This window comes from Serratia sp. 2C06, assembly GCF_050037615.1.
GTDB lineage: Bacteria > Pseudomonadota > Gammaproteobacteria > Enterobacterales > Enterobacteriaceae > Serratia > Serratia ureilytica.
Genome location: NZ_CP188299.1, coordinates 915,353 through 934,608, shown reverse-complemented (window position 1 = coordinate 934,608; position 19,256 = coordinate 915,353). Strand labels below are relative to the sequence as shown.

The 19,256-nt window shown below is 61.0% G+C and carries 13 protein-coding genes; 7 read left to right on the top strand and 6 right to left on the bottom strand.

Annotated elements, in window-relative coordinates:
• Nucleotides 1–64 precede the first annotated feature (64 nt).
• On the top strand, nt 65–1,540 hold the full coding sequence (ilvC, locus tag ACP3TA_RS04880) for a ketol-acid reductoisomerase (RefSeq protein WP_033645374.1): 1,476 nt from the start codon (nt 65–67) through the stop codon (nt 1,538–1,540).
• A 54-nt stretch (nt 1,541–1,594) separates the two neighbouring features.
• Here ilvC and ACP3TA_RS04875 read toward each other — a convergent pair whose 3' ends face one another.
• Nucleotides 1,595–2,494, bottom strand: a complete 900-nt coding sequence (locus ACP3TA_RS04875; RefSeq protein WP_426784553.1) for a sugar kinase — start codon at nt 2,492–2,494, stop codon at nt 1,595–1,597.
• A 236-nt stretch (nt 2,495–2,730) separates the two neighbouring features.
• Here ACP3TA_RS04875 and pdeH point away from each other — a divergent pair, with 236 nt between their 5' ends.
• Both pdeH and ACP3TA_RS04865 read left to right on the top strand, forming a co-directional pair.
• A complete protein-coding gene (pdeH, locus tag ACP3TA_RS04870) occupies nt 2,731–3,522 on the top strand; it encodes a cyclic-guanylate-specific phosphodiesterase (protein WP_033645372.1) in 792 nt (263 codons plus the stop codon).
• A 91-nt stretch (nt 3,523–3,613) separates the two neighbouring features.
• The gene (locus ACP3TA_RS04865) at nt 3,614–5,653 is read left to right on the top strand and encodes an AsmA family protein (RefSeq protein ID WP_033645371.1); all 2,040 of its coding nucleotides are present in this window, start codon (nt 3,614–3,616) and stop codon (nt 5,651–5,653) included.
• On the opposite strand, the gene ACP3TA_RS04860 is transcribed toward ACP3TA_RS04865, so the two are convergent.
• The 3 genes from ACP3TA_RS04860 to yhjD form a co-directional block, all read right to left on the bottom strand.
• Nucleotides 5,654–6,421: a CDP-diacylglycerol diphosphatase gene (locus tag ACP3TA_RS04860; protein WP_046687953.1), complete on the bottom strand. Its 768-nt coding sequence runs from the start codon at nt 6,419–6,421 to the stop codon at nt 5,654–5,656.
• A gap of 101 nt (nt 6,422–6,522) precedes the next feature.
• Nucleotides 6,523–7,845: an MFS transporter gene (locus ACP3TA_RS04855; RefSeq protein ID WP_016930463.1), complete on the bottom strand. Its 1,323-nt coding sequence runs from the start codon at nt 7,843–7,845 to the stop codon at nt 6,523–6,525.
• Between the two features lie 329 nt (nt 7,846–8,174).
• Nucleotides 8,175–9,194 (bottom strand): inner membrane protein YhjD, encoded by a 1,020-nt coding sequence (gene yhjD, locus ACP3TA_RS04850; protein WP_021505224.1) that lies wholly within the window; start codon nt 9,192–9,194, stop codon nt 8,175–8,177.
• Nucleotides 9,195–9,535: 341 nt separating this feature from the next.
• Here yhjD and ACP3TA_RS04845 point away from each other — a divergent pair, with 341 nt between their 5' ends.
• A complete protein-coding gene (locus ACP3TA_RS04845) occupies nt 9,536–10,402 on the top strand; it encodes a crotonase/enoyl-CoA hydratase family protein (RefSeq protein WP_033652699.1) in 867 nt (288 codons plus the stop codon).
• A 16-nt stretch (nt 10,403–10,418) separates the two neighbouring features.
• Here ACP3TA_RS04845 and pdeR read toward each other — a convergent pair whose 3' ends face one another.
• Nucleotides 10,419–12,413 (bottom strand): cyclic di-GMP phosphodiesterase, encoded by a 1,995-nt coding sequence (gene pdeR / locus ACP3TA_RS04840; RefSeq protein ID WP_033645368.1) that lies wholly within the window; start codon nt 12,411–12,413, stop codon nt 10,419–10,421.
• Nucleotides 12,414–12,955: 542 nt separating this feature from the next.
• Here pdeR and spy point away from each other — a divergent pair.
• On the top strand, nt 12,956–13,447 hold the full coding sequence (gene spy, locus ACP3TA_RS04835) for an ATP-independent periplasmic protein-refolding chaperone Spy (RefSeq protein ID WP_033645367.1): 492 nt from the start codon (nt 12,956–12,958) through the stop codon (nt 13,445–13,447).
• Between the two features lie 91 nt (nt 13,448–13,538).
• On the opposite strand, the gene ACP3TA_RS04830 is transcribed toward spy, so the two are convergent.
• Nucleotides 13,539–14,756, bottom strand: a complete 1,218-nt coding sequence (locus ACP3TA_RS04830) for a Tm-1-like ATP-binding domain-containing protein (protein ID WP_033645366.1) — start codon at nt 14,754–14,756, stop codon at nt 13,539–13,541.
• Nucleotides 14,757–15,019: 263 nt separating this feature from the next.
• On the opposite strand from ACP3TA_RS04830, the gene ACP3TA_RS04825 reads away from it, so the two are divergent.
• Both ACP3TA_RS04825 and ACP3TA_RS04820 read left to right on the top strand, forming a co-directional pair.
• On the top strand, nt 15,020–15,658 hold the full coding sequence (locus tag ACP3TA_RS04825) for a TetR/AcrR family transcriptional regulator (protein WP_033645365.1): 639 nt from the start codon (nt 15,020–15,022) through the stop codon (nt 15,656–15,658).
• A 480-nt stretch (nt 15,659–16,138) separates the two neighbouring features.
• Entirely contained in the window at nt 16,139–19,162 is a 3,024-nt protein-coding gene (locus tag ACP3TA_RS04820) for an autotransporter serine protease (RefSeq protein ID WP_047573352.1), read from the top strand.
• Nucleotides 19,163–19,256 lie beyond the last annotated feature (94 nt).

Below are 19,256 nucleotides of genomic sequence, written 5' to 3'. Positions count from 1 at the left end.
TCCGCACAGACAGGGCGGGGAATGAAAATAACAATGCAAGACAACATCAAACCGGAGTACCACCATGGCTAACTATTTCAACACATTGAACCTGCGTCAGCAGTTGGCGCAATTGGGTAAATGCCGCTTTATGGCGCGCGACGAATTTGCTGACGAAGCCGGCTACCTGAAAGGTAAAAAAGTGGTGATTGTCGGCTGTGGCGCCCAGGGGCTGAACCAGGGTCTGAACATGCGCGATTCCGGTCTGGATGTCGCCTATGCCCTGCGCAAAGAAGCGATCGACGAGAAGCGCGCTTCCTGGCGCAAGGCGACCGAAAATGGCTTCAAGGTCGGCACCTACGAAGACCTGATCCCGCAGGCGGATCTGGTGGTCAACCTGACGCCGGACAAGCAGCACTCTTCCGTAGTGCGCGCGGTGCAGCCGCTGATGAAAGACGGCGCGGCGCTGGGTTACTCCCACGGCTTCAACATCGTTGAAGTGGGTGAGCAGGTGCGTAAAGACATCACCGTGGTGATGGTCGCGCCGAAATGCCCGGGCACCGAAGTGCGTGAAGAGTACAAGCGCGGCTTCGGCGTGCCGACCCTGATTGCGGTTCACCCGGAAAACGATCCGAAAGGCGAAGGCATGGCGATCGCCAAGGCCTGGGCGGCGGCGACCGGCGGCCACCGCGCCGGCGTGCTGGAGTCTTCCTTCGTTGCCGAAGTGAAATCCGATTTGATGGGCGAGCAGACCATTCTGTGCGGCATGCTGCAGGCGGGTTCGCTGCTGTGCTTCGACAAGCTGGTTGCTGAGGGCACCGATCCGGCTTACGCCGAGAAACTGATTCAGTTCGGCTGGGAAACCATCACCGAAGCGCTGAAGCAGGGCGGCATCACCCTGATGATGGATCGCCTGTCCAACCCGGCCAAGCTGCGTGCCTATGCGCTGTCCGAACAGCTGAAAACCATCATGGCGCCGCTGTTCCAGAAGCACATGGACGACATCATTTCCGGCGCGTTCTCCAGCGGCATGATGGCCGACTGGGCGGAAGACGACGTGAAACTGCTGACCTGGCGCGAAGAGACCGGCAAAACCGCATTCGAGAATGCGCCGCAGTTTGAAGGCAAGATCAGCGAGCAAGAGTACTTCGATCACGGCGTGCTGATGGTGGCGATGGTGAAAGCGGGCGTTGAGCTGGCGTTCGAAACCATGGTCGATGCCGGCATCATCGAAGAGTCGGCTTACTACGAGTCGCTGCACGAGCTGCCGCTGATCGCCAACACCATTGCGCGTAAGCGTCTGTATGAAATGAACGTGGTTATCTCCGATACCGCAGAGTACGGCAACTACCTGTTCGCCAACGCGGCGGTGCCGCTGCTGAAGGACTTCATGACCACCCTGCAGGCGGGCGATTTGGGCAAAGCTGTGACGGGTACGGCGGTGGACAATGCGCAGCTGCGCGACGTGAACGAAGCGGTGCGCAGCCACCCTATCGAAACCGTCGGCCGTAAACTGCGCGGCTACATGACCGATATGAAACGCATCGCCGTCGCGGGCTGATTTTCCGCAAGGCAAAGCACAAAGAGAAAGAGCCGGCAGCGATGCCGGCTTTTTTTATGCCTCCGGCATCATTGCGGCGGGAATGATGGCGCCGCGCTGCGCCGCCCGTTGGGCGCTGCCGCCGTTCAGGCGGGCCGCCAGGTAACCGGCGCTGAAAGAATCGCCCGCTGCGGTGGTGTCGACGACACGCTCTGGCGGCAGCGCGATCGCCGGCACCTCAAGTTTCTCCCCTGCCATACTGAACACCAGGCAGGCGTGCGCGCCGCGTTTGATGACGATCTCGCCGACGCCGAGCGCCTGCGTGCGAGCTACCGCCTGTTCGATAGGCTGCGCTCCCCACAGCAACTCTTCGTCATCCAGCGTCAGAAAAGCGATGTCGGTACAGGCCAGCACCTCGCGGTAGGCCTGCTGCGTTTCCTCACGGCTTTGCCACAGGCGCGGACGGTAATTGTTGTCGAAGATCACCTTGCCGCCGTTGGCGCGACAGCGGCGCAGCAGCGCCAGCAGTTTCATGCGATCGGCAGGCGCGAGGATCGCCAGGCTAATGCCGCTGAGGTACAAGTAATCGAACTGCGCCAGCCGTTCGCACAGTGCGTCGGCCTGCGGTCCCGCAAGCCAATACCGGGCGGCGGCGTCATTGCGCCAGTAGTAGAAAGTACGTTCGCCGGCGGCGTCGGTTTCGATGAGGTACAGGCCCGGCAGCTTGTTGTCGAATTGCTGAATCAACTCGGTCTCGATCTTCTCCTGCCGCCAGGCCTGCAGCATGTCGCCGCTGAAACTGTCGGTGCCGAGTGCGGTGACATAATGCACCCGTAGCGTCTGTTCCGGCATTTGGCGGGCGAGGTAGACGGCGGTGTTGAGGGTATCGCCGCCAAAGCCGCGCGTCAGCTGTGCGCCCTGCTGCGACAGCTCGATCATGCATTCGCCGATCACGGCGAGATTTCGGATAGTCATCGTCAATAAGCCCTGGCTAAAGAAGAAGCAATAGCTGTCAGTCTCCACGCAAGGCGGTCAGGGAGTCAATAAATTAAAACGGCGTTTTAATTTTTTATGATCGCGATCGGCGAACGCGGGCAGGACGGAGGCGAAACGGGCGGCAATTCGGCTTAAAGTTTTACGCTGCGTTGCCGATAAGCTGGGTAAAGAAACAGCGGCAGCGCTCTCATTTCCCCGCCACGGCGATAGTACCGATGATAACCAATCTGATCTCTGGTCTGCTGGCGCCTTGTTTTGCCCTCTATGCCTGCGCCAAATCGCGGCGCTACTGGCGGCAATGCCGGCGCTTGTATACCTTCCAGCCGATTTATCGCACCAGCGGCGCGCTGCTGGCGGTGGAACTGCTGACGGCGGTGTATCACCCGAATGAGCCGGACAAGCGGCAATCCCCGGAGCATTATTTTTCCTCGCTCGGCGTCGCCCAGCGTTTGCAGGTGATCCAGGAACAGCTGGCGCTGTTGCAGCGCTGGCAGGCGTTGTTCATTCGTCACGCGGTGATGGTGTCGGTCAATATCGACGGCATCGCGCTGCAAGCGTTGCAGCGCCATAGCGCGTTGCAACGGCAGATCGCCGAGATGCCTTATCTGCGCTTCGAGCTGGTGGAGCACGCCGAAACGGCGTCAAACCGCCCGCTGCAGCAGATCGTCGGCGGCGAGCGGCTGTGGCTGGACGATTTCGGCAGCGGGCTGGCCAACTTCTCCGCCGTCGGCGCCTGGCGTTATCAATACATCAAGGTGGCGCGCGAATTGTTTACCTTGCTCAAACAGTCGGAAGAGGGCGTCCAGCTGCTCGGCACCCTGATCAAGATGATGAACCAGCACAGCGACGGGGTGATCGTCGAGGGTGTGGAAACCGAACAAGAGTGGCGGCTGGTGCAGCGTTCCGGCGCGTTGGCCGCTCAGGGCTACTACCTTTCCCGCCCGGCGTGCTTTGAAACTCTGCACAGCGTGCCGACGCTGTTCGCCGCGCCCGGCACGCCGGCGTGAACTCCGGCCTATCCTCAGCTAGGCTTAAACGGGGCTGCTAACTCCTTTTCCTTTCATTCGGCAGCCCGATTTATGCGCTGAGGGAGCCGCTATGACAAGAACAGGAAAGGTTTTCAGCTGGCTGGGCGGCATTGTGCTGCTACTGATCGTCGCGCTGGCGATCTTCATTGCTACCTTCGACTGGAATCGACTCAAGCCTACCATCAACGACAAAGTGTCGGCCGAACTGCGGCGACCGTTCGCCATTCGCGGCGATCTGGGCGTCGACTGGTCGCGCAATCCGGATGAGGGCGGCTGGCGCGCCTGGGTGCCCTGGCCGCATATTCACGCCGAAGACGTGTGGCTGGGTAACCCGAAAAACATGCCCGGCGACAGCATGGTGACGCTGCAGCGCGTCGACGCCAGCATTGCGCCGCTGGCGCTGCTGGGTAAAGAGCTGCTGATCCCGCGCATCTGGCTGAAGCAGCCGAATGCTTCGTTGCAACGTCTGGCCAACGGCGACAACAACTGGACGTTTGACCTGGCTGCCGGCCAGGATCCCAAGCAGCCGCCTTCCGACTGGTCGTTCACCGTTCACGACATCGTATTCGACAAGGGGCAGATCGCCTTTAAAGACGCCACGCTGAAGGCGGATTTCCGCGCCGTCATCGATCCGCTCGGCAAGCCGTTGCCGTTCAGTGAAGTGACCGGCAAACAGGGCGGCGACAAGACCGCGACCCCCGATTACGTTTTCGGCTGGCAGGTGAAGGGCAAATATAACGGCGAACCGTTGAGCGGCAGCGGCAAGATTGGCGGCATGCTGTCGCTGCAGAGCGCCGATTTGCCGTTCCCGCTGCAGGCCGATGTGCGCTCCGGCAGCACCCGGGTGGTGGTCGCGGGCACCTTGTCCGATCCGCTGAACCTCGGCGGCCTGGATGTACAGCTGAAATTTTCCGGTGAAAGCCTGAGCAACCTCTATGGCCTGACCGGCGTGTTGTTGCCGAATACCCCGCCGTATGCGACCGATGGCCATCTGACCGCCCGTCTGCATCAGCCGGGCGGCGCGGTGTTTGAGTACCAGAAATTCGACGGAAAAATCGGCGACAGCGACATTCACGGCAGCTTGAAGTACGTTGCCGGTAAACCGCGGCCCACGCTGAGCGGCGCGGTGAACTCCCGGCAGCTGAGGTTGGCGGATCTGGCGCCGCTGATCGGCGCCGACTCCAACGCCGCCAAAGCCGGGCGCGGCGAGAAAAGCCGTCAGCCTGCGGATAAGGTGCTGCCGGTCGAACAGTTCGATACGCAAAGCTGGAGCAAGATGGATGCGGACGTGAAGTTTGCCGCCGCGCGCATTGAACGCGGCAGCGATTTGCCGCTGAGCGATCTGGCCACGCACCTGAAGCTGAACAATGGCGAACTGCGCCTGGATCCGTTGCGCTTCGGCATGGCGGGCGGCAGCCTGAACGCCGTCGTGCGCCTCGACGGCGGCAAAAAGCCGATGCGCGGGCAGGTGGATATGCATGCACGCAAACTTCAGCTTAAACAGCTGTTGCCGAACGTGGAGGCGATGAAGCGCAGCCTCGGGCAGATGAACGGCGATGCCAGGCTGACGGGCAGCGGCAATTCGGTGGCCGAGCTGCTGGCGACCAGCAACGGCGATCTGCGCCTGCTGATCAATAACGGGGTGATCAGCCGTAGCCTGATGGAGATCCTCGGTCTGAACGTCGGTAACTATCTGGTGGCACAGCTGTTCGGTGACGACGTGGTGGGCATCAACTGCGCGGCGGCGGACGTCGGCATCCGCAGCGGCGTCGCCGCGCCGCGACTGTTCGTGTTCGACACCGAAAACGCGGTGATCAACATCACCGGCAACACCAACCTCGCCACCGAACGGCTGGATTTATCCATCGATCCGGAAAGCAAGGGCATGCGCGTGCTGACCCTGCGATCGCCGCTGTACGTGAAAGGCACCTTCAAGCATCCGGACGCCGGGGTCAAAGCCGGGCCGCTGATCGCGCGCGGCGCGGCGGCGGTGGCGTTGGGGGCGGTGCTGACGCCGGCGGCGGCGCTGCTGGCGCTGGTCTCGCCCAGTGAAGGCGGCGAGGAGAACCAGTGCGGGCAGATCCTGAGGGAGATGAAAGGCAAAAAATAATCAGGTGCGCGGCGGCGGCGTGAGCAGCCGGCAGTCGTGATCCTGGATCTCTTCCGCCGAGGCCAGGGTGAACGGCAGCAGGCTGCGCTCGGTTGCCAGCAGCAGGAAATCCCCGTCCGGCAGCGCGGTCATCGCCAGGCCGAAGCTGCCCATACGCCCGTCGGCGCGCGGCAGGCCGGAGGCCAGCAGGCGGAAGGCGCCCTGTTGTTCCAGTTCGGCGGGGGTCACCCGCCGCCCCAGATAGTCATGCCCCAACAGGCCGCCGGGCAGCGGTTGCCATTGCTCGATGAAATGGGGGCCGATCTGCGCCAGCCGCTGTTTTACCGCCGGCAGCAGGCAGGAGATATGAATGTGCAGCTGGTTTTGCGTGCGGCCATATTCCGAATTGATCGCCAGTGAAATATCGCCGTCGTCGATCGGTTTGCCATAGCGTTCCGCCATCACGTGGCGCGCGCGCCAGGCCTGGGCGAAGAAATTCGGCGTGGCGGCGTCCAGCACTGCCGGGCTTTCGATACCGGTGATTTTGGCGCTGGGCATCAGCAGGTATTGCAGCGGCCCGTTGCGATCTTTAAACACCACGAAACCGGCCTGCACATCCACCTGCGCGCAGGGCGCCGGGTTGTCATGCGCCTGCTGATTGGGCAGACATTGCTGGCTGACGATGCGCCACAGCGCATCGGGATGGTCGGGTTTCAACCCGTAATAGAGCGCGATGGCGAGAGCCGCCAGCAGCACCACGCAGACAAATACCCCACGACGCAGAGACATCGGCCGATCCTGTTACCGAGAGAAACGTCCAGCATAGCCCGGTTTTATGACAGGAAACGAACAACGCGTGCGGCCCCCCGCAGTGAGGGGGCCGCAGAGGATCACAGCGACTGGTGGCGGGTTTCTTTCATCAGCAGGAGGGCCAGCAGCGTCAGCCCGGCCATCGCCGCCAGGTACATGCCGACGTAAAACAGCCCGTAGTGGGCCGCCAGCCAGGTGGCGATGTAAGGCGCCACGGACGCGCCGAGAATCGACGCGACGTTGTAGGAGAACGATGCGCCGGTATAGCGCACTTCGGTGGGGAACAGCTCCGGCAGCAGCGCGCCCATCGGGCCAAAGGTCAGCCCCATGATGCTCAGGCCGCACAGCAGGAAGCCCATCACCAGCGCCTGGTTGCCGGAACCCAGCAGGGTCGGGAACAGGAACGCGAAGCCGATCATCAGCAGGGTAATGGCGATCATGGTCTTGCGACGGCCGAACGCGTCCGCCAGCAGGCCGGCGATGGGCACCATCACGCCGAAACCGATCACCGCCACCATCAGCATCCACAGGAAGCTGTTGCGGGAGTAACCGAGCCCCAGCGGCTGCGGCGCAGTGCCGTAGGTCATCGAATAGACCGTCATCAGATAAAACAGCGTGTAGGTCGCCAGCATGATGAAGGTGCCGAGGATGGTGGCTTTCAGATGCTTGCTCAGCAGCGTGCCGAGCGGCACTTTCACCTGTTTGCCGGCCTTGGCCGCTTTGGCGAACACCGGCGTTTCATGCAATGACACCCGGACGTACAGGCCAATCAGCACCAATGCGGCGGAGAGGATGAACGGCACGCGCCAGCCCCATTCCATAAATTGCTGGTCGCTCAGCAGCCACGAGAGCAGCAGGAAGGTGCCGTTGGCGAAGAAGAAGCCGATCGGGGCGCCCAACTGGGGGAAGGAGCCGTACAGCGCACGTTTTTTGGCCGGCGCGTTCTCCGTCGCCAGCAAGGCGGCGCCGCCCCATTCGCCGCCCAGCCCCAGCCCCTGGCCAAAGCGCGCCAGCGCCAGCAGGATAGGGGCGAAGATGCCGATGGTTTCATAGCTCGGCAGCAGGCCGATCAGCACGGTGGAAATCCCCATGGTCAGCAGCGAGGCGACCAGCGTCACCTTGCGCCCCACGCGATCGCCGAAGTGGCCGAACAGCGCAGAGCCGATAGGGCGCGCGACAAAGGCGACGGCGAAGGTGGCCAGCGACTGCAGCGTCGCGGTGGTCGGGTCGCCCTGCGGGAAGAAGATGTGCGGGAACACGATCACCGCGGCGGTGGCGTAGATGTAAAAGTCGAAGAACTCGATGGCGGTGCCGACCAGCGAGGCGACGATGACTTTCCCGCGGGAATTCACCGGTGTAGACGCGTCGTCGGCGTCGAGTGGGGGTGCGATGGTGGCTTGCATATCTATTTCTTATTGTTGGAGGGGGTAAAAATCCATCTTAGTGACAGCATTCCGCCTTTTCAACGCTGGAACTCTGGGCAGCGCCGCCGCTAACCGGTTAAAAAGACTAATGTTTTACCTGGCTTCTTTTCTGTAGCGTTAAACGTTGAGAAATGGGATTCATACAGTGTGAATGGCTGTAAAAACGGGAAAGAAAAGTGACTGGGTAGTTTGTTATGCTGGTTTTTCGAATGCCATGCCGCATGACTTAGAGGGATTGACTGGTTTTCTGCTTATTAACCAGAGGAAAGTGCCGGCGCGTGCGATAACACCGGCACGATTGCATGGCTTCAGCGCGCCGGCGGCTCGCGTTCCGGCAAGGCTTTGTCGCCTTTGTAGTCGGCCGTTGCGATCCAGGCGGCGCAAAACAGCGTCAGGCGGGCGAAGAAGTAGAAGAACGCCATCAGCCCGATCACCGAGCCGAAGGCCGCGCCGGAAGGCGATTTCGCCACCTGCGGCAGCGTCATCGTCATCACGAACTTGATCACCTCAAAGCCGATAGCCGCAAGCAAGGTGCCGCGCAGCAGCGCTTTTTTCTTCGGTTTGTGGCGCGGCAGCATCCAGAAAATCCACAGGAACAGCAGATAGTTGGCGAAAATCGAGATCGACAGCGCGATCGTCGTCAGCGCCGGCCGCAGCCATTCGATGCCGTCCAGCCCCAGCGCGTTGACGATCGCCGCCTGCGCCGAGCCGGCGACCGAGGTCAGCGACAGCGTGATAATCAGCGCGACCACCAGGCCGGTCAGCGAGATGAAGTCGCGGGTGTACTTGAAATAGATTTTCTCCTGATCCTGCGGATTGCGCTCCCAGACGTCACGCGATTGCGCGCGGATCGCTTCGCGCAGGTTGCCCATCCAACTGATGCCGGAATAGAGCGCCAGCGCCAGGCCGGTCAATCCCACGGTGGTGCGCTGCTGAATGGCGGTGTTGACGGTGTTCTTCAGCGTGCTGGCCAGCGTCGGATCGCTGATGCTGCCGACGATCCGGTTGATCAAACGGGCCAGCAGATCCGGGTTGGAAGCCAGCACGAAACCAGCGGCGGCGAACGACACCATCAGGATCGGGATCAGCGAGAGGAATGAAAAATAGGTGATGGCGGCGCCGAACTGGCTGCCCAGCCGATCGTTAAAGCGTTCGGCGGCGCGCAGCAGGTGCGCAACGCTCGGCCAGGCTTTGATGCGTTCAATCAGACGTGAAAAACCGCTGATGCGGCGGTCGAGCGTTTCATGGCCGGTCTTGATGGCGATAAGCGGCTTCGGCGGCGTGTCTTGTGCGGGCTGGCGGCGTTCCTGGTCTGGTCCTGTAGGCATTACTTCACGATTTCCTTAACGTTAAACGGCATGTATCCGCGTTGATTATAGCCAAAGCCCCGCGGCGTTTTGAGCGCCGGGGCGGCAAACGGTCATTTTCCGAGCTTAACGCGTTAGCGCCCGGCATGAAATGCCGGGAGGCGGCCGATAGGTAAAATTCCTATGAAAACCCCGCCGCGCCTCGGTTTTTTTCACTTCCCTACCTCCAATTTTTATCTGTTTCGTCGGCGAGAAAGCGTTTACTCATGATGTGGCGCCACGCGTTGCCGAGCGCCGCTCCGCTGCAGCCGTAGGGGCTGGAACGGTCTCACCCGTCATCAACAGAAAAACTGGAAGGTCTTATGAAATTGCTCAATCACCCCACCTGCCGTCCGTTTACCGAAGCGGGCAATCTGTCGCAGCTTTCCGCCTACTATGAAGAGGAGAGGCATATCATGTGGATGCTGCTGCGAGCTGCGCCGCGTCCTTGCTTTAATCAGGCGCTGATCGAAGACATCATGACGCTGGCGCAGGCGGCGAAAGAGTCTTCGCTGCGGTTCGATTTCTGGGTCACCGGCTCGCTGGTGCCGAACATGTTTAACGTCGGCGGCGATCTGCAGTTCTTCGCCGAAGCCATCAAGAACCGCAAACGCGAGGCGATGATGGCCTACGCGCGTGCCTGCATCGACTGCGTGCATGCGGCGGCGCGCGGTTTCGATACCGGCGCGGTCAGCATTGCGATGGTCGAAGGCAGCGCGCTGGGCGGCGGCTTTGAAGCGGCGCTGGCGCACCATTTCGTGTTGGCGCAGAACAATGCGCGCATGGGGTTCCCGGAGATTGCGTTCAACCTGTTTCCCGGCATGGGCGGTTACTCGCTGGTGGCGCGCAAGGCGGGCATGCGCTTGGCCGAAGAACTGATTTGGGGCGGCGAGTCGCACACCGCAGAGTGGTTCGAGAGCCGTGGGCTGGTGGATCAGCTGTTCCAGCCCGGCGACGCCTACATGGCGACGCGCACTTTCATCGATACCATCCGGCCGAAGCTCAACGGCATGCGCGCCATGTTGCGGGCGCGTCAGCGCGTGCTGCAGCTGACGCGTTCCGAGCTGATGGACATTACCGAGGATTGGGTGCACTCGGCCTTCACCATTGAGGAAAAAGATCGCGCCTACATCGAGCGGCTGGTGATGTTGCAGGATCGCCACACCCTGAACCTGCGTCGTGCCGGCTAACGTTAACGCGCCCGCCTCACGCGGAAGGTGAGCGCGGGCGATAGGACTGCAGCCAATGCTCCAGCTGTTCCGGGAGCATTGGCCGCGCAAACAGAAAGCCCTGCTTTTCGTCCACGCCGACCTCGTCGAGGAACTGATTTTCGCTCTCGGTCTCCACCCCTTCGGCGATCACGCGGAAGGCCAGCGCCTCCGCCGCCGCGACGATCGCGCGCACCAGCGATTGCGAAACCGGGTTGAAATTCACCCCGCGCACGAAGCTTTTATCCAGCTTGATGGCGTCCAGCGGAATACGCGCCAGCTGCGCCAGCGACGAATAGCCGGTGCCGAAGTCGTCGAGATGCACCTGCGCGCCCAGCTCGCGCAGCCGGGTGATCAGCACGCGCGCGCGGTTTTCGTCTTCAATCAGGCTGCTTTCAGTCAACTCGAAGTCCAGCAGACAAGGGGCCATGCGGTGACGGCGCAGCACCCCGAGCAGGTCGTTGACGATGCCGTCGTCTGCCAGCTGCCGGGCGGAGAGGTTGACCGCCACCCGCAGATTCAATCCCCGCTCTCGCCACTGCGCCGCCTGGCAGGCGGCGGTCTGCAACACCCATTGGCCCAGCGGGCCGATCAGGCCGGACTCCTCGGCATAGGAGATGAACTGCAGCGGCGGGATCAGGCCGCGCTCCGGCGAATCCCAGCGCACCAGCGCTTCCACGCTGTGCACTTCACCGCTGCGCGCGTCGATTTTAGGCTGGTAATACAATACCAGCTGATTTTGCTCCAGCCCTTTACGCAGGTTGGTGTCCAGCCACATGTATTCGGCGACGCGCTTGTTCATCTCCGGCGAGAAGACGGTATAGGTGCGCTTGCCGTGCTCCTTGGCGACGTACATGGCGGTATCGGCGCTGCGGATCAGGCTGTCGAGATCGTTGCCGTGCTCCGGGCACAGCGCGATGCCGATCGAACAGCCGGTATACACTTCGATCAGGCCGATGCGGAAAGGGGTCTTCAGCCGATCGATGATGCGCTGCGCCAGCGTTTGCAAACGTTCGCGATCGGTCTGAGGCGCCAGCACCAAAAATTCGTCGCCGCCGAGGCGGGCGAGCACCTGATCCGGGCTCAGGCAGCCGAGGATCGCCAGCGAGACCTCAACCAGCAGCCGATCGCCGAACATATGGCCGTAGGCGTCGTTGACCTTTTTGAAATTGTCGAGATCGAGGTACACCAGGCCGAAACTTTCTTCGCCGCGCGTGGCGATGGCGTGGTTGATCTTGTCCTGGATGGCGTTACGGTTCGGCAGGCCGGTGATAATATCGGTGTTGGCCAGCACCCGCAGCCGTTCCTGCGCGCGACGCTCTTCGGTGATGTCGGTTCCTGAGCAGATCAGAAACACCTCGTTCTTACCGCTGCCGCTGTGCACGAACTTATTGCGAAATAGGAACAGCCGCTCGCCCTTGACCGTCTTTACCCAGCGTTCCACCTCATACGAAGAGCCGTTGCGGAAGAAGCCGGCGATGTTGCGCCGCGAGGCGGCGGCTTCTTCCGGGCTCATAAACAGCTGGAAAACGTTCTTGCCGATCACCTCGTGTTCGTGCAGCCCGGTGTACTCCTCGCTCAGCCGATTGAAGCGCTGGATGCGGCCGTGCTGGTCGACGATCACGATCACCGAGTTGGCTTCGGACACCACCTGCTCGGCGAAGGAGAGCCCATGCACCAGATCGCGCGCCACGGATTGGGTATCGCTGAACGCGGACGCGGTGCCCGCCCATTCGAGGTTATTGACGCGGCGCCCGACCAGATGCAGATGCAGCGGTTCGCCGGCCAGCGTGATGGTGAGTTCAAGGCTGGCGGTCACGCCGGTCAAACGGCGAATTTTCGCCGCGTCCATGGCGCTCAGCGCCACCGCGACGTGGGCTTTGCCCTTAACGGCGGACAGCTCCAGGGCATTGCTGTCAAACGCCAGCCGCCAGTGGGGGCTCTGGGTGCCGAAGTGGGCGTTAAGAAGCTCAGGGCCTTGGTCTGCGGACATGATGATTCCTCAAAAGAGCACGGGCGGCCGGTCAGCACGAAGAACCGCTGGCGGCCTGTGGGCCCGAAAGTGGTCGCCGTGCGCGTCTGTGCATCATATAACAGGTTTTCACAGGCGGGGCGGGTAATGGAAACTATTCTATAAGCAATGATTAGTTTTGCGGTGTACGCGCCACCCGGCGACCGGTTGCCTTAAAGTGTAGGAGGAGAACATCGGGTCGTGCGAAGTTTGTACCGGCTTCCCCGCTAACGAAAAACGGTTGATACAAGGTTGCCTTGTGGGCGAGTAAATTATAGCGGTGAGAGGGCGGCTGAAAAATAACCCTGTCGGGGAGATTTTTGCCGGGAAATTAAAATTTCCATCAAATAAACGCCTTCTTCATAGTTTTCTCATAATTGGTGAATAAACCCGTGACGGGTTTTAAAAAGTTTACACACCCTCGCATTACTTGAATTTTATCAGCCTATTATTATCTTCGACGAACGAATGAGCCTGTTAACGTACAGCGCTCCTGATGAAGAAAAATTTTTAAGGAAATGATTATGCGTAAATTGACGGCTTTATTTATTGCTTCCACGCTGGCTCTGGGTTCTGCTTCTGCGGCGTTCGCCGCTGATACGACGGCGGCCCCGGCTGCGGATGCCGCGCCGATGAAAATGATGCATCACAAGGGTGAAGGTAAAGGCGGCCCGTTCGCCGGGCTGAACCTGACCGAGCAGCAGCGCCAGCAAATGCGCGATATCATGAAAGAGTCGCACTCGAAACGCGGTCCGGGCATGAAAGAGGAACGCCAGGCGCTGCATAATCTGGTGGCTTCCGACAGCTTCGATGAAGCGAAGGCGAAGGCGCAAATTGACGCGATCGGCAAAGCGCAATCCGAACGCATGCTGGAACGCGCCAAGGCGGAAAATAAAATGTATAACCTGCTGACCCCTGAGCAGAAAAAACAATACAATGAGAATTATCAGAAACGTGAGCAAAAGATGATGGACCATATGAATAAAATGAAGGAGCAGATGTCCTCCGGTCAGTAATATACGCTCGCGGTAAATAAAAAAGGGCCAGACTATTTGTCTGGCCTTTTTTTTCGGCGTTATCTCCGGCAGACCCGGCAGCGAGTGATTATCATTCCCCACCGGCAATATGTCGGAACTGTTCGGCAACGGCCTGCGCAAAGCGCGGATCGTTAATATGGTAAGGCGTTTTTATTAACCGGCGCTTATGGGTGGCGTGCACCGTCTCCTCCAACGTTTGCGTAAAGGCGGCCAGCGCTGCGGGATCCCAGAACGGTTGCCCAGGGGCATCCAGCGCCGACACGCCGCCCGCCGGGATCACGAAGCGCACTTCGCCCGCGCAGGCGTTGATTTTCTCGCCAATCCAATGTCCGATTAGCGCATTTTCCCGCGGGCTGGTGCGCACCAGCGTCACTTGCGGATTGTGATGATGGCGCAGGCGGTTCGCGTAGCGAGCCGGCACCGTATTCAGCGCGCCGAAGTTGATCATGTCGATCGCGCCGCAGGAGAGTACGCACGGGATGCCGGTACGCGCGATAGCACCGAAACGATCTGCATTGCAGGGCAGCACACCGCCAAACAGGTAATCGGTCACTTCGGTGGTGGTCAAATCGATGGCGCCGTGCAGTTGCCGGCTATCGATCAGTTTTTCCAGCGCTCTGCCACCGCTGCCGGTCGCGTGAAACGTCAGGCAGTCCCATTGCGGCTCAAGATCGGCAACCAGCGCCTGAATGCAGGGGGTGGTGACGCCAAACATCGTCAGGCCGATTGCGGGCTTGTCGTCGTGATGATCGACAGCGGCGAAGCGGACTGCGCCGGCTATCTGGCGCGCCGCATTGCCCAGCACCCGGCGCGAGATACGGTTCAGGCCGGCGAGATCGGTGACCGAATACAACATGCTGATATCACTGGCGCCGACATAGGCGGAAACGTCTCCCGCCGCCATGCTCGAGACCATCAATTTCGGCAGGCCAATCGGCAACTGCTGCATTGCCGGCGTGATGATGGCGGTGCCGCCGGAGCCGCCCAGGCCAAGCAGGCCGGCGATATCGCGGCGCGTCAGGATAAAACGTTCGAAAGCGGTCGCCATGGCGGCGATTGCCTGGCCGCGGCTGGCTAGAAAGACCGCGCCTGCGCCCGCCGGATGGTGGCGAGCGACCTCTTCTGGGCCGATATCGGCCGGGGAGTCAAACGGCAAGCTTCGGGTGGAGAGATCGACGGTTCGCGTAGGTAAATTCAGGCTGGCAATCAGCCGCCGCACATACTCCAACTCTTGTCCTTTCGTATCTGCTGTGGTAGCAATATAGACAAAATTTGAAGTATCTTTCATGGATTTTTCCGGGGTGTTTCTAATTTTTATTTAAAAATTAATGTATTATATTTTTTTAGGTGCCCTGGTGTTGGCATTTAAATTAAATTGATTAATGTATTTATATAATGAGACGGCAGTATCATTTTTGCAAGGGCAGCTCAGTGCAAAATGGGACTCCTGTCTCATTTTTGAGCTTTTTGCGCGGCCAACCCTTTGTCGTCAACCTGTCGGCAGTGGCGTCTCGCCTGTCGCGCAAGCGTGTACAGATGTATGAGGTTTAAGTGCCGATAAATGCTTTTCCCACCCCGTCCGACCTTTCTCTGACCTCCGCCCGGGCGAAAACACATCGTTTGTTGCTGGCCAGCGCAATGACGCTGTATGGCGAGGGCGCGTTTCCATCGATCACCGATCTGGCGGCGCATGCGCAGGTATCGCGCGCGACCGCCTACCGCTATTTCCCGACCCAAAGCGCATTAATTACTGCGGTGGTGGCGGAAAGTCTGGGGCCTATTCTGGCGTGGCGCCCGCAGGACGACGATGCCCTGAAGCGCATCCAGCAGTTGCTGACGTTGGCCTATCCTCAGATGGAGCGACACGAAGGGGCGCTGCGCGCCGCATTGCAGCTCTCTTTGCAGCAGTGGGCGCACGCCACGCCGGGCGAAAAGTTCGTGCGCGGCAACCGCAAGCGGCTGCTGGCGCTGGCGGTAGAGCCGTTGCAGGGTAAACTGCCGCCAGATTCTTTACAGAGAGTGATTCATGCTTTCTCGCTGATTTACGGTTCTGAGGTGTTCCTGGTGCTGAAAGATATCTGGGGGCTGGAGCTTGAGGGTATCCAGGATGTCACGCAATGGATGGCCAAAGCCATCCTGCGTCAGGCGGAAGAGGATGCGATGAACAGCAAAAAAACATCAGCAGGATAATCCAATTTTTGCCGCTGCCTGAGTGAAAAATCAGCATAATTCACTGAGTAAATATTGGCAAAAGTTATAATTAAAAGTGATAAAAAGCGCCTGTTAAGCACTTTTCAGGCGACGCTTTCTTTGGTTGTCTTTTAATTAAATATCATTATTTATCATTGTATTAATTTAATTATCCCCCGCGAATAAATGCCGCCTCAGCGCTGAGCGAGATCATTCTCTTTCCTTATCGTCCCCCGTCTGATTCATCCCTGAAACGTTCTCTCCGCCCACCGAACTGCCGAGTGACACATTAAGCGCACTTGAGATTGTTGTGCTTTATTTATTTGGTGTTACCAAACTGTTACACAAAAAATCTTATAAAACATTTGCAAACAACAACGGACGGTATCTGGGATGGAGAAGAAACTTAGAGGAGTTAAATCCGCTCGGGCGGCCTTCGGCTGGCCTGAAATCGGAGTTCATCGCGCACAATGGAGCGCGATGCTGATCTGCCTGACGGCGATCGGCGGCGCGCAGGCCTCCAGCTATATAGAGAACGGCAAAGCGGGCGATCCGGCCAGCTGGCGCAGCAGTGAGTTCAACGCGGAATGGGGGCTGGGGGCGATCCACGCCGACCAGGCCTACGCCGCCGGTTATACCGGAAAAGGCATCAAACTTGGCATTTTCGATCAGCCGGTCTACGCCAAGCACCCGGAGTTTGCCGGTGAGAATAAGGTGATCAATCTGGTTACCGAAGGCATCCGCGAATACACCGATCCCTATATTCCGGTGAAAAAAGGCGACACTTTCCGCTATGACGGTACGCCGAGCGTGGACTCCGATGGCACGCTCGGTTCGCACGGTACCCACGTGGGCGGCATCGCCGCCGGCAGCCGCGACGGCGGCGCCATGCACGGCGTGGCGTTCAATGCGCAGATCATCAGTGCCGAAAACGGCGATCCCGGCCCGGAGGACGGCATCATCCTCGGCAACGACGGCGCGGTGTACCAGGCCGGTTGGGATGCGCTGGTGGCCAGCGGCGCGCGCATCATCAACAACAGCTGGGGCATCGGCATTACCGAAAAGTTTGATGAGGGGGGTTATGACCCGGCTTATCCGCATTTCACAGTAAACGATGCGCAAAAGCAGTTCGATCAGATCAAAACGATCCTGGGCACCAAGCCCGGCGGCGCCTATCAGGGCGCGATCGACGCGGCGCGCAGCGGCGTGGTCACCATCTTCGCCGCCGGTAACGACGGCAATCTGAATAACCCCGATGCCATGGCCGGCCTGGCCTATTTCGTGCCGGAGATTGCACCGAACTGGCTGTCGGTCGCCAGCTTGCAGGATCCCACCAATACCGGCGACTACAGCATCAGCACCTTCTCTTCCCGCTGCGGCTACACCGCCAGCTTCTGCGTTTCGGCGCCGGGCACCCGGGTATACAGCTCGGTGATTGAAGGCACCAGCGTGGAGAATCTGACGACCGGCTACGCCAAATACAGCGGCACCTCGATGGCGGCGCCGCACGTGGCCGGCAGCGTTGCGGTGCTGATGGAGCGTTTCCCGTATCTGAGCGGCGCACAGGTGGCGGAAGTGCTGAAAACCACCGCCACCGACATGGGCGCGCCGGGCATCGACGCGCTCTACGGCTGGGGGATGATCAACCTGGGCAAGGCTATCAACGGGCCAGGCATGTTGGTGACCGCCGAGGATATTCCGGCGGAGTTCCGTATTCCGGATCCGACGGGCGTGGCTTACGGCCCGACCCAATTCGTGGTGGATCTGCCGGGCGTCGGCGCGGTGCTGGACAAGGGCAAACCGACCGAGCGCGTCTGCAGCGATGTGCTGTGCGGGCTGGACGTCTGGAGCAACGATATCTCCGGCCACGGCGGCCTGACCAAGCAGGGTATCGGCACCCTGGTGCTGACCGGTAACAACACTTATTCCGGCCCGACGCTGGTCAATCAGGGGCGGCTGGCGATCAACGGCTCGGTCACCTCGGACGTCAGCGTGCAGAGCGGCGGCATCGTCGGCGGCAGCGGCACGGTCGGTTCGCTGACCGCCCGCCGCGGCGGCACCGTGGCGCCGGGCAACTCGATCGGCACCTTGAACGTGGCGGGCAACGTCAGCTTCGAGCCGGGTTCGCGCTACGCGGTGGAAGTGGGGCCGAACGGCCAGAGCGATCGGATCCAGAGCAGCGGCTCGGCGACGATCGGCGGCGGCGAGGTGGCGGTGACGCTGGAGAACAGCGCCAACCTGCTGACGCAAAGCGAGGTGCGCAGCCTGCTGGGCCAGCAGTACACCATCCTGAGCGCGCAGCAGGGGGTGAGCGGGCAGTTTGACGCGGTGGCGCCGAACTACCTGTTCCTCGGCACCGGGCTGAGCTACCAGCCGGCCGGGGTGACGCTGAGCGTCGGGCGCAACGGCACGAGCTTCGCCAGCGTGGCGCAGACGCCGAACGAGCGGGCGGTGGCGGCGGCGGCGGATGCGCTGGCGGCGGGCAACCCGGTGTACGAAAGCGTTCTCAACAGCGGCACGGCGGGCGAGGCGCGGCAGGCGTTCCGTCAGCTGTCGGGGCAAATCCATGCGGATATCGCGTCGGCGCTGGTGAACGACAGCCGCTACCTGCGTGAGGCGCTGAACGGGCGGCTGCGTCAGGCGGAAGGGCTGGCGAGCTCGTCGGCCATCAAGGCGGATGAGGACGGCGCCTGGGCGCAGCTGCTGGGGGCGTGGGACCACGCGTCGGGCGACGCCAACGCCACGGGTTATCAGGCCTCGACCTACGGGGTACTGGTGGGGCTGGACTCGGCGGCGGCGGCCGACTGGCGGCTGGGGGTAGCGACCGGCTACACCCGCACCTCGCTGCACGGCGGCTACGGGTCGAAGGCGGACAGCGACAACTACCACCTGGCGGCGTACGGCGACAAGCAGTTCGGGGCGCTGGCGCTGCGTGGCGGGGCGGGCTACACCTGGCACCGCATCGACACCAAACGGTCGGTGAACTACGGGATGCAGTCGGACCGTGACACGGCGAAGTACAGCGCGCGCACCGAACAGCTGTTCGCGGAAGCGGGCTACAGCGTGCAGGGCGAGTGGCTGAACCTGGAGCCGTTCGTCAACCTGGCGTACGTGAACTTCGAAAACAACGGCATCGCGGAAAGCGGCGGCGCGGCGGCGCTGCGCGGCGACAAGCAGCACACGGATGCGACGGTGTCGACGCTGGGGCTGCGTGCGGACACCGCGTGGCAGGTGACCCCGGGCACGACGGTGGCGCTGCGTAGCGAGCTGGGATGGCAACACCAGTACGGCGGGCTGGCGCGTGGCACCGGGCTGCGGTTCAACGGCGGCAACGCGCCGTTCGTGGTGGACAGCGTGCCGGTGTCGCGTGACGGCATGGTGCTGAAGGCGGGGGCGGAAGTGGCGGTGAACGAAAACGCCTCGCTGTCGCTGGGCTACGGCGGGCTGCTGTCGCAGCACCATCAGGACAACAGCGTCAACGCCGGCTTCACCTGGCGTTTCTAAGCAACATCGACTCAATCCTTGTACGGGAACCGCCTGCGGGTGGTTCCTTTTTCACATCCTGCTAATGAGAACCCGGCGCACCTGGGGCGTCGGC

Excerpts from the sequence above, each read along its gene's own strand:
- ACP3TA_RS04830 (WP_033645366.1), bottom strand. The coding sequence starts at position 14,756 with ATGAAAGATACTTCAAATTTTGTCTATATTGCTACCACAGCAGATACG.
- ilvC (WP_033645374.1), top strand. The coding sequence starts at position 65 with ATGGCTAACTATTTCAACACATTGAACCTGCGTCAGCAGTTGGCGCAA.
- pdeR (WP_033645368.1), bottom strand. The coding sequence starts at position 12,413 with ATGTCCGCAGACCAAGGCCCTGAGCTTCTTAACGCCCACTTCGGCACC.
- pdeH (WP_033645372.1), top strand. The coding sequence starts at position 2,731 with ATGATAACCAATCTGATCTCTGGTCTGCTGGCGCCTTGTTTTGCCCTC.
- spy (WP_033645367.1), top strand. The coding sequence starts at position 12,956 with ATGCGTAAATTGACGGCTTTATTTATTGCTTCCACGCTGGCTCTGGGT.
- ACP3TA_RS04860 (WP_046687953.1), bottom strand. The coding sequence starts at position 6,421 with ATGTCTCTGCGTCGTGGGGTATTTGTCTGCGTGGTGCTGCTGGCGGCT.
- ACP3TA_RS04865 (WP_033645371.1), top strand. The coding sequence starts at position 3,614 with ATGACAAGAACAGGAAAGGTTTTCAGCTGGCTGGGCGGCATTGTGCTG.
- ACP3TA_RS04845 (WP_033652699.1), top strand. The coding sequence starts at position 9,536 with ATGAAATTGCTCAATCACCCCACCTGCCGTCCGTTTACCGAAGCGGGC.
- ACP3TA_RS04855 (WP_016930463.1), bottom strand. The coding sequence starts at position 7,845 with ATGCAAGCCACCATCGCACCCCCACTCGACGCCGACGACGCGTCTACA.
- ACP3TA_RS04820 (WP_047573352.1), top strand. The coding sequence starts at position 16,139 with ATGCTGATCTGCCTGACGGCGATCGGCGGCGCGCAGGCCTCCAGCTAT.
- yhjD (WP_021505224.1), bottom strand. The coding sequence starts at position 9,194 with ATGCCTACAGGACCAGACCAGGAACGCCGCCAGCCCGCACAAGACACG.
- ACP3TA_RS04875 (WP_426784553.1), bottom strand. The coding sequence starts at position 2,494 with ATGACTATCCGAAATCTCGCCGTGATCGGCGAATGCATGATCGAGCTG.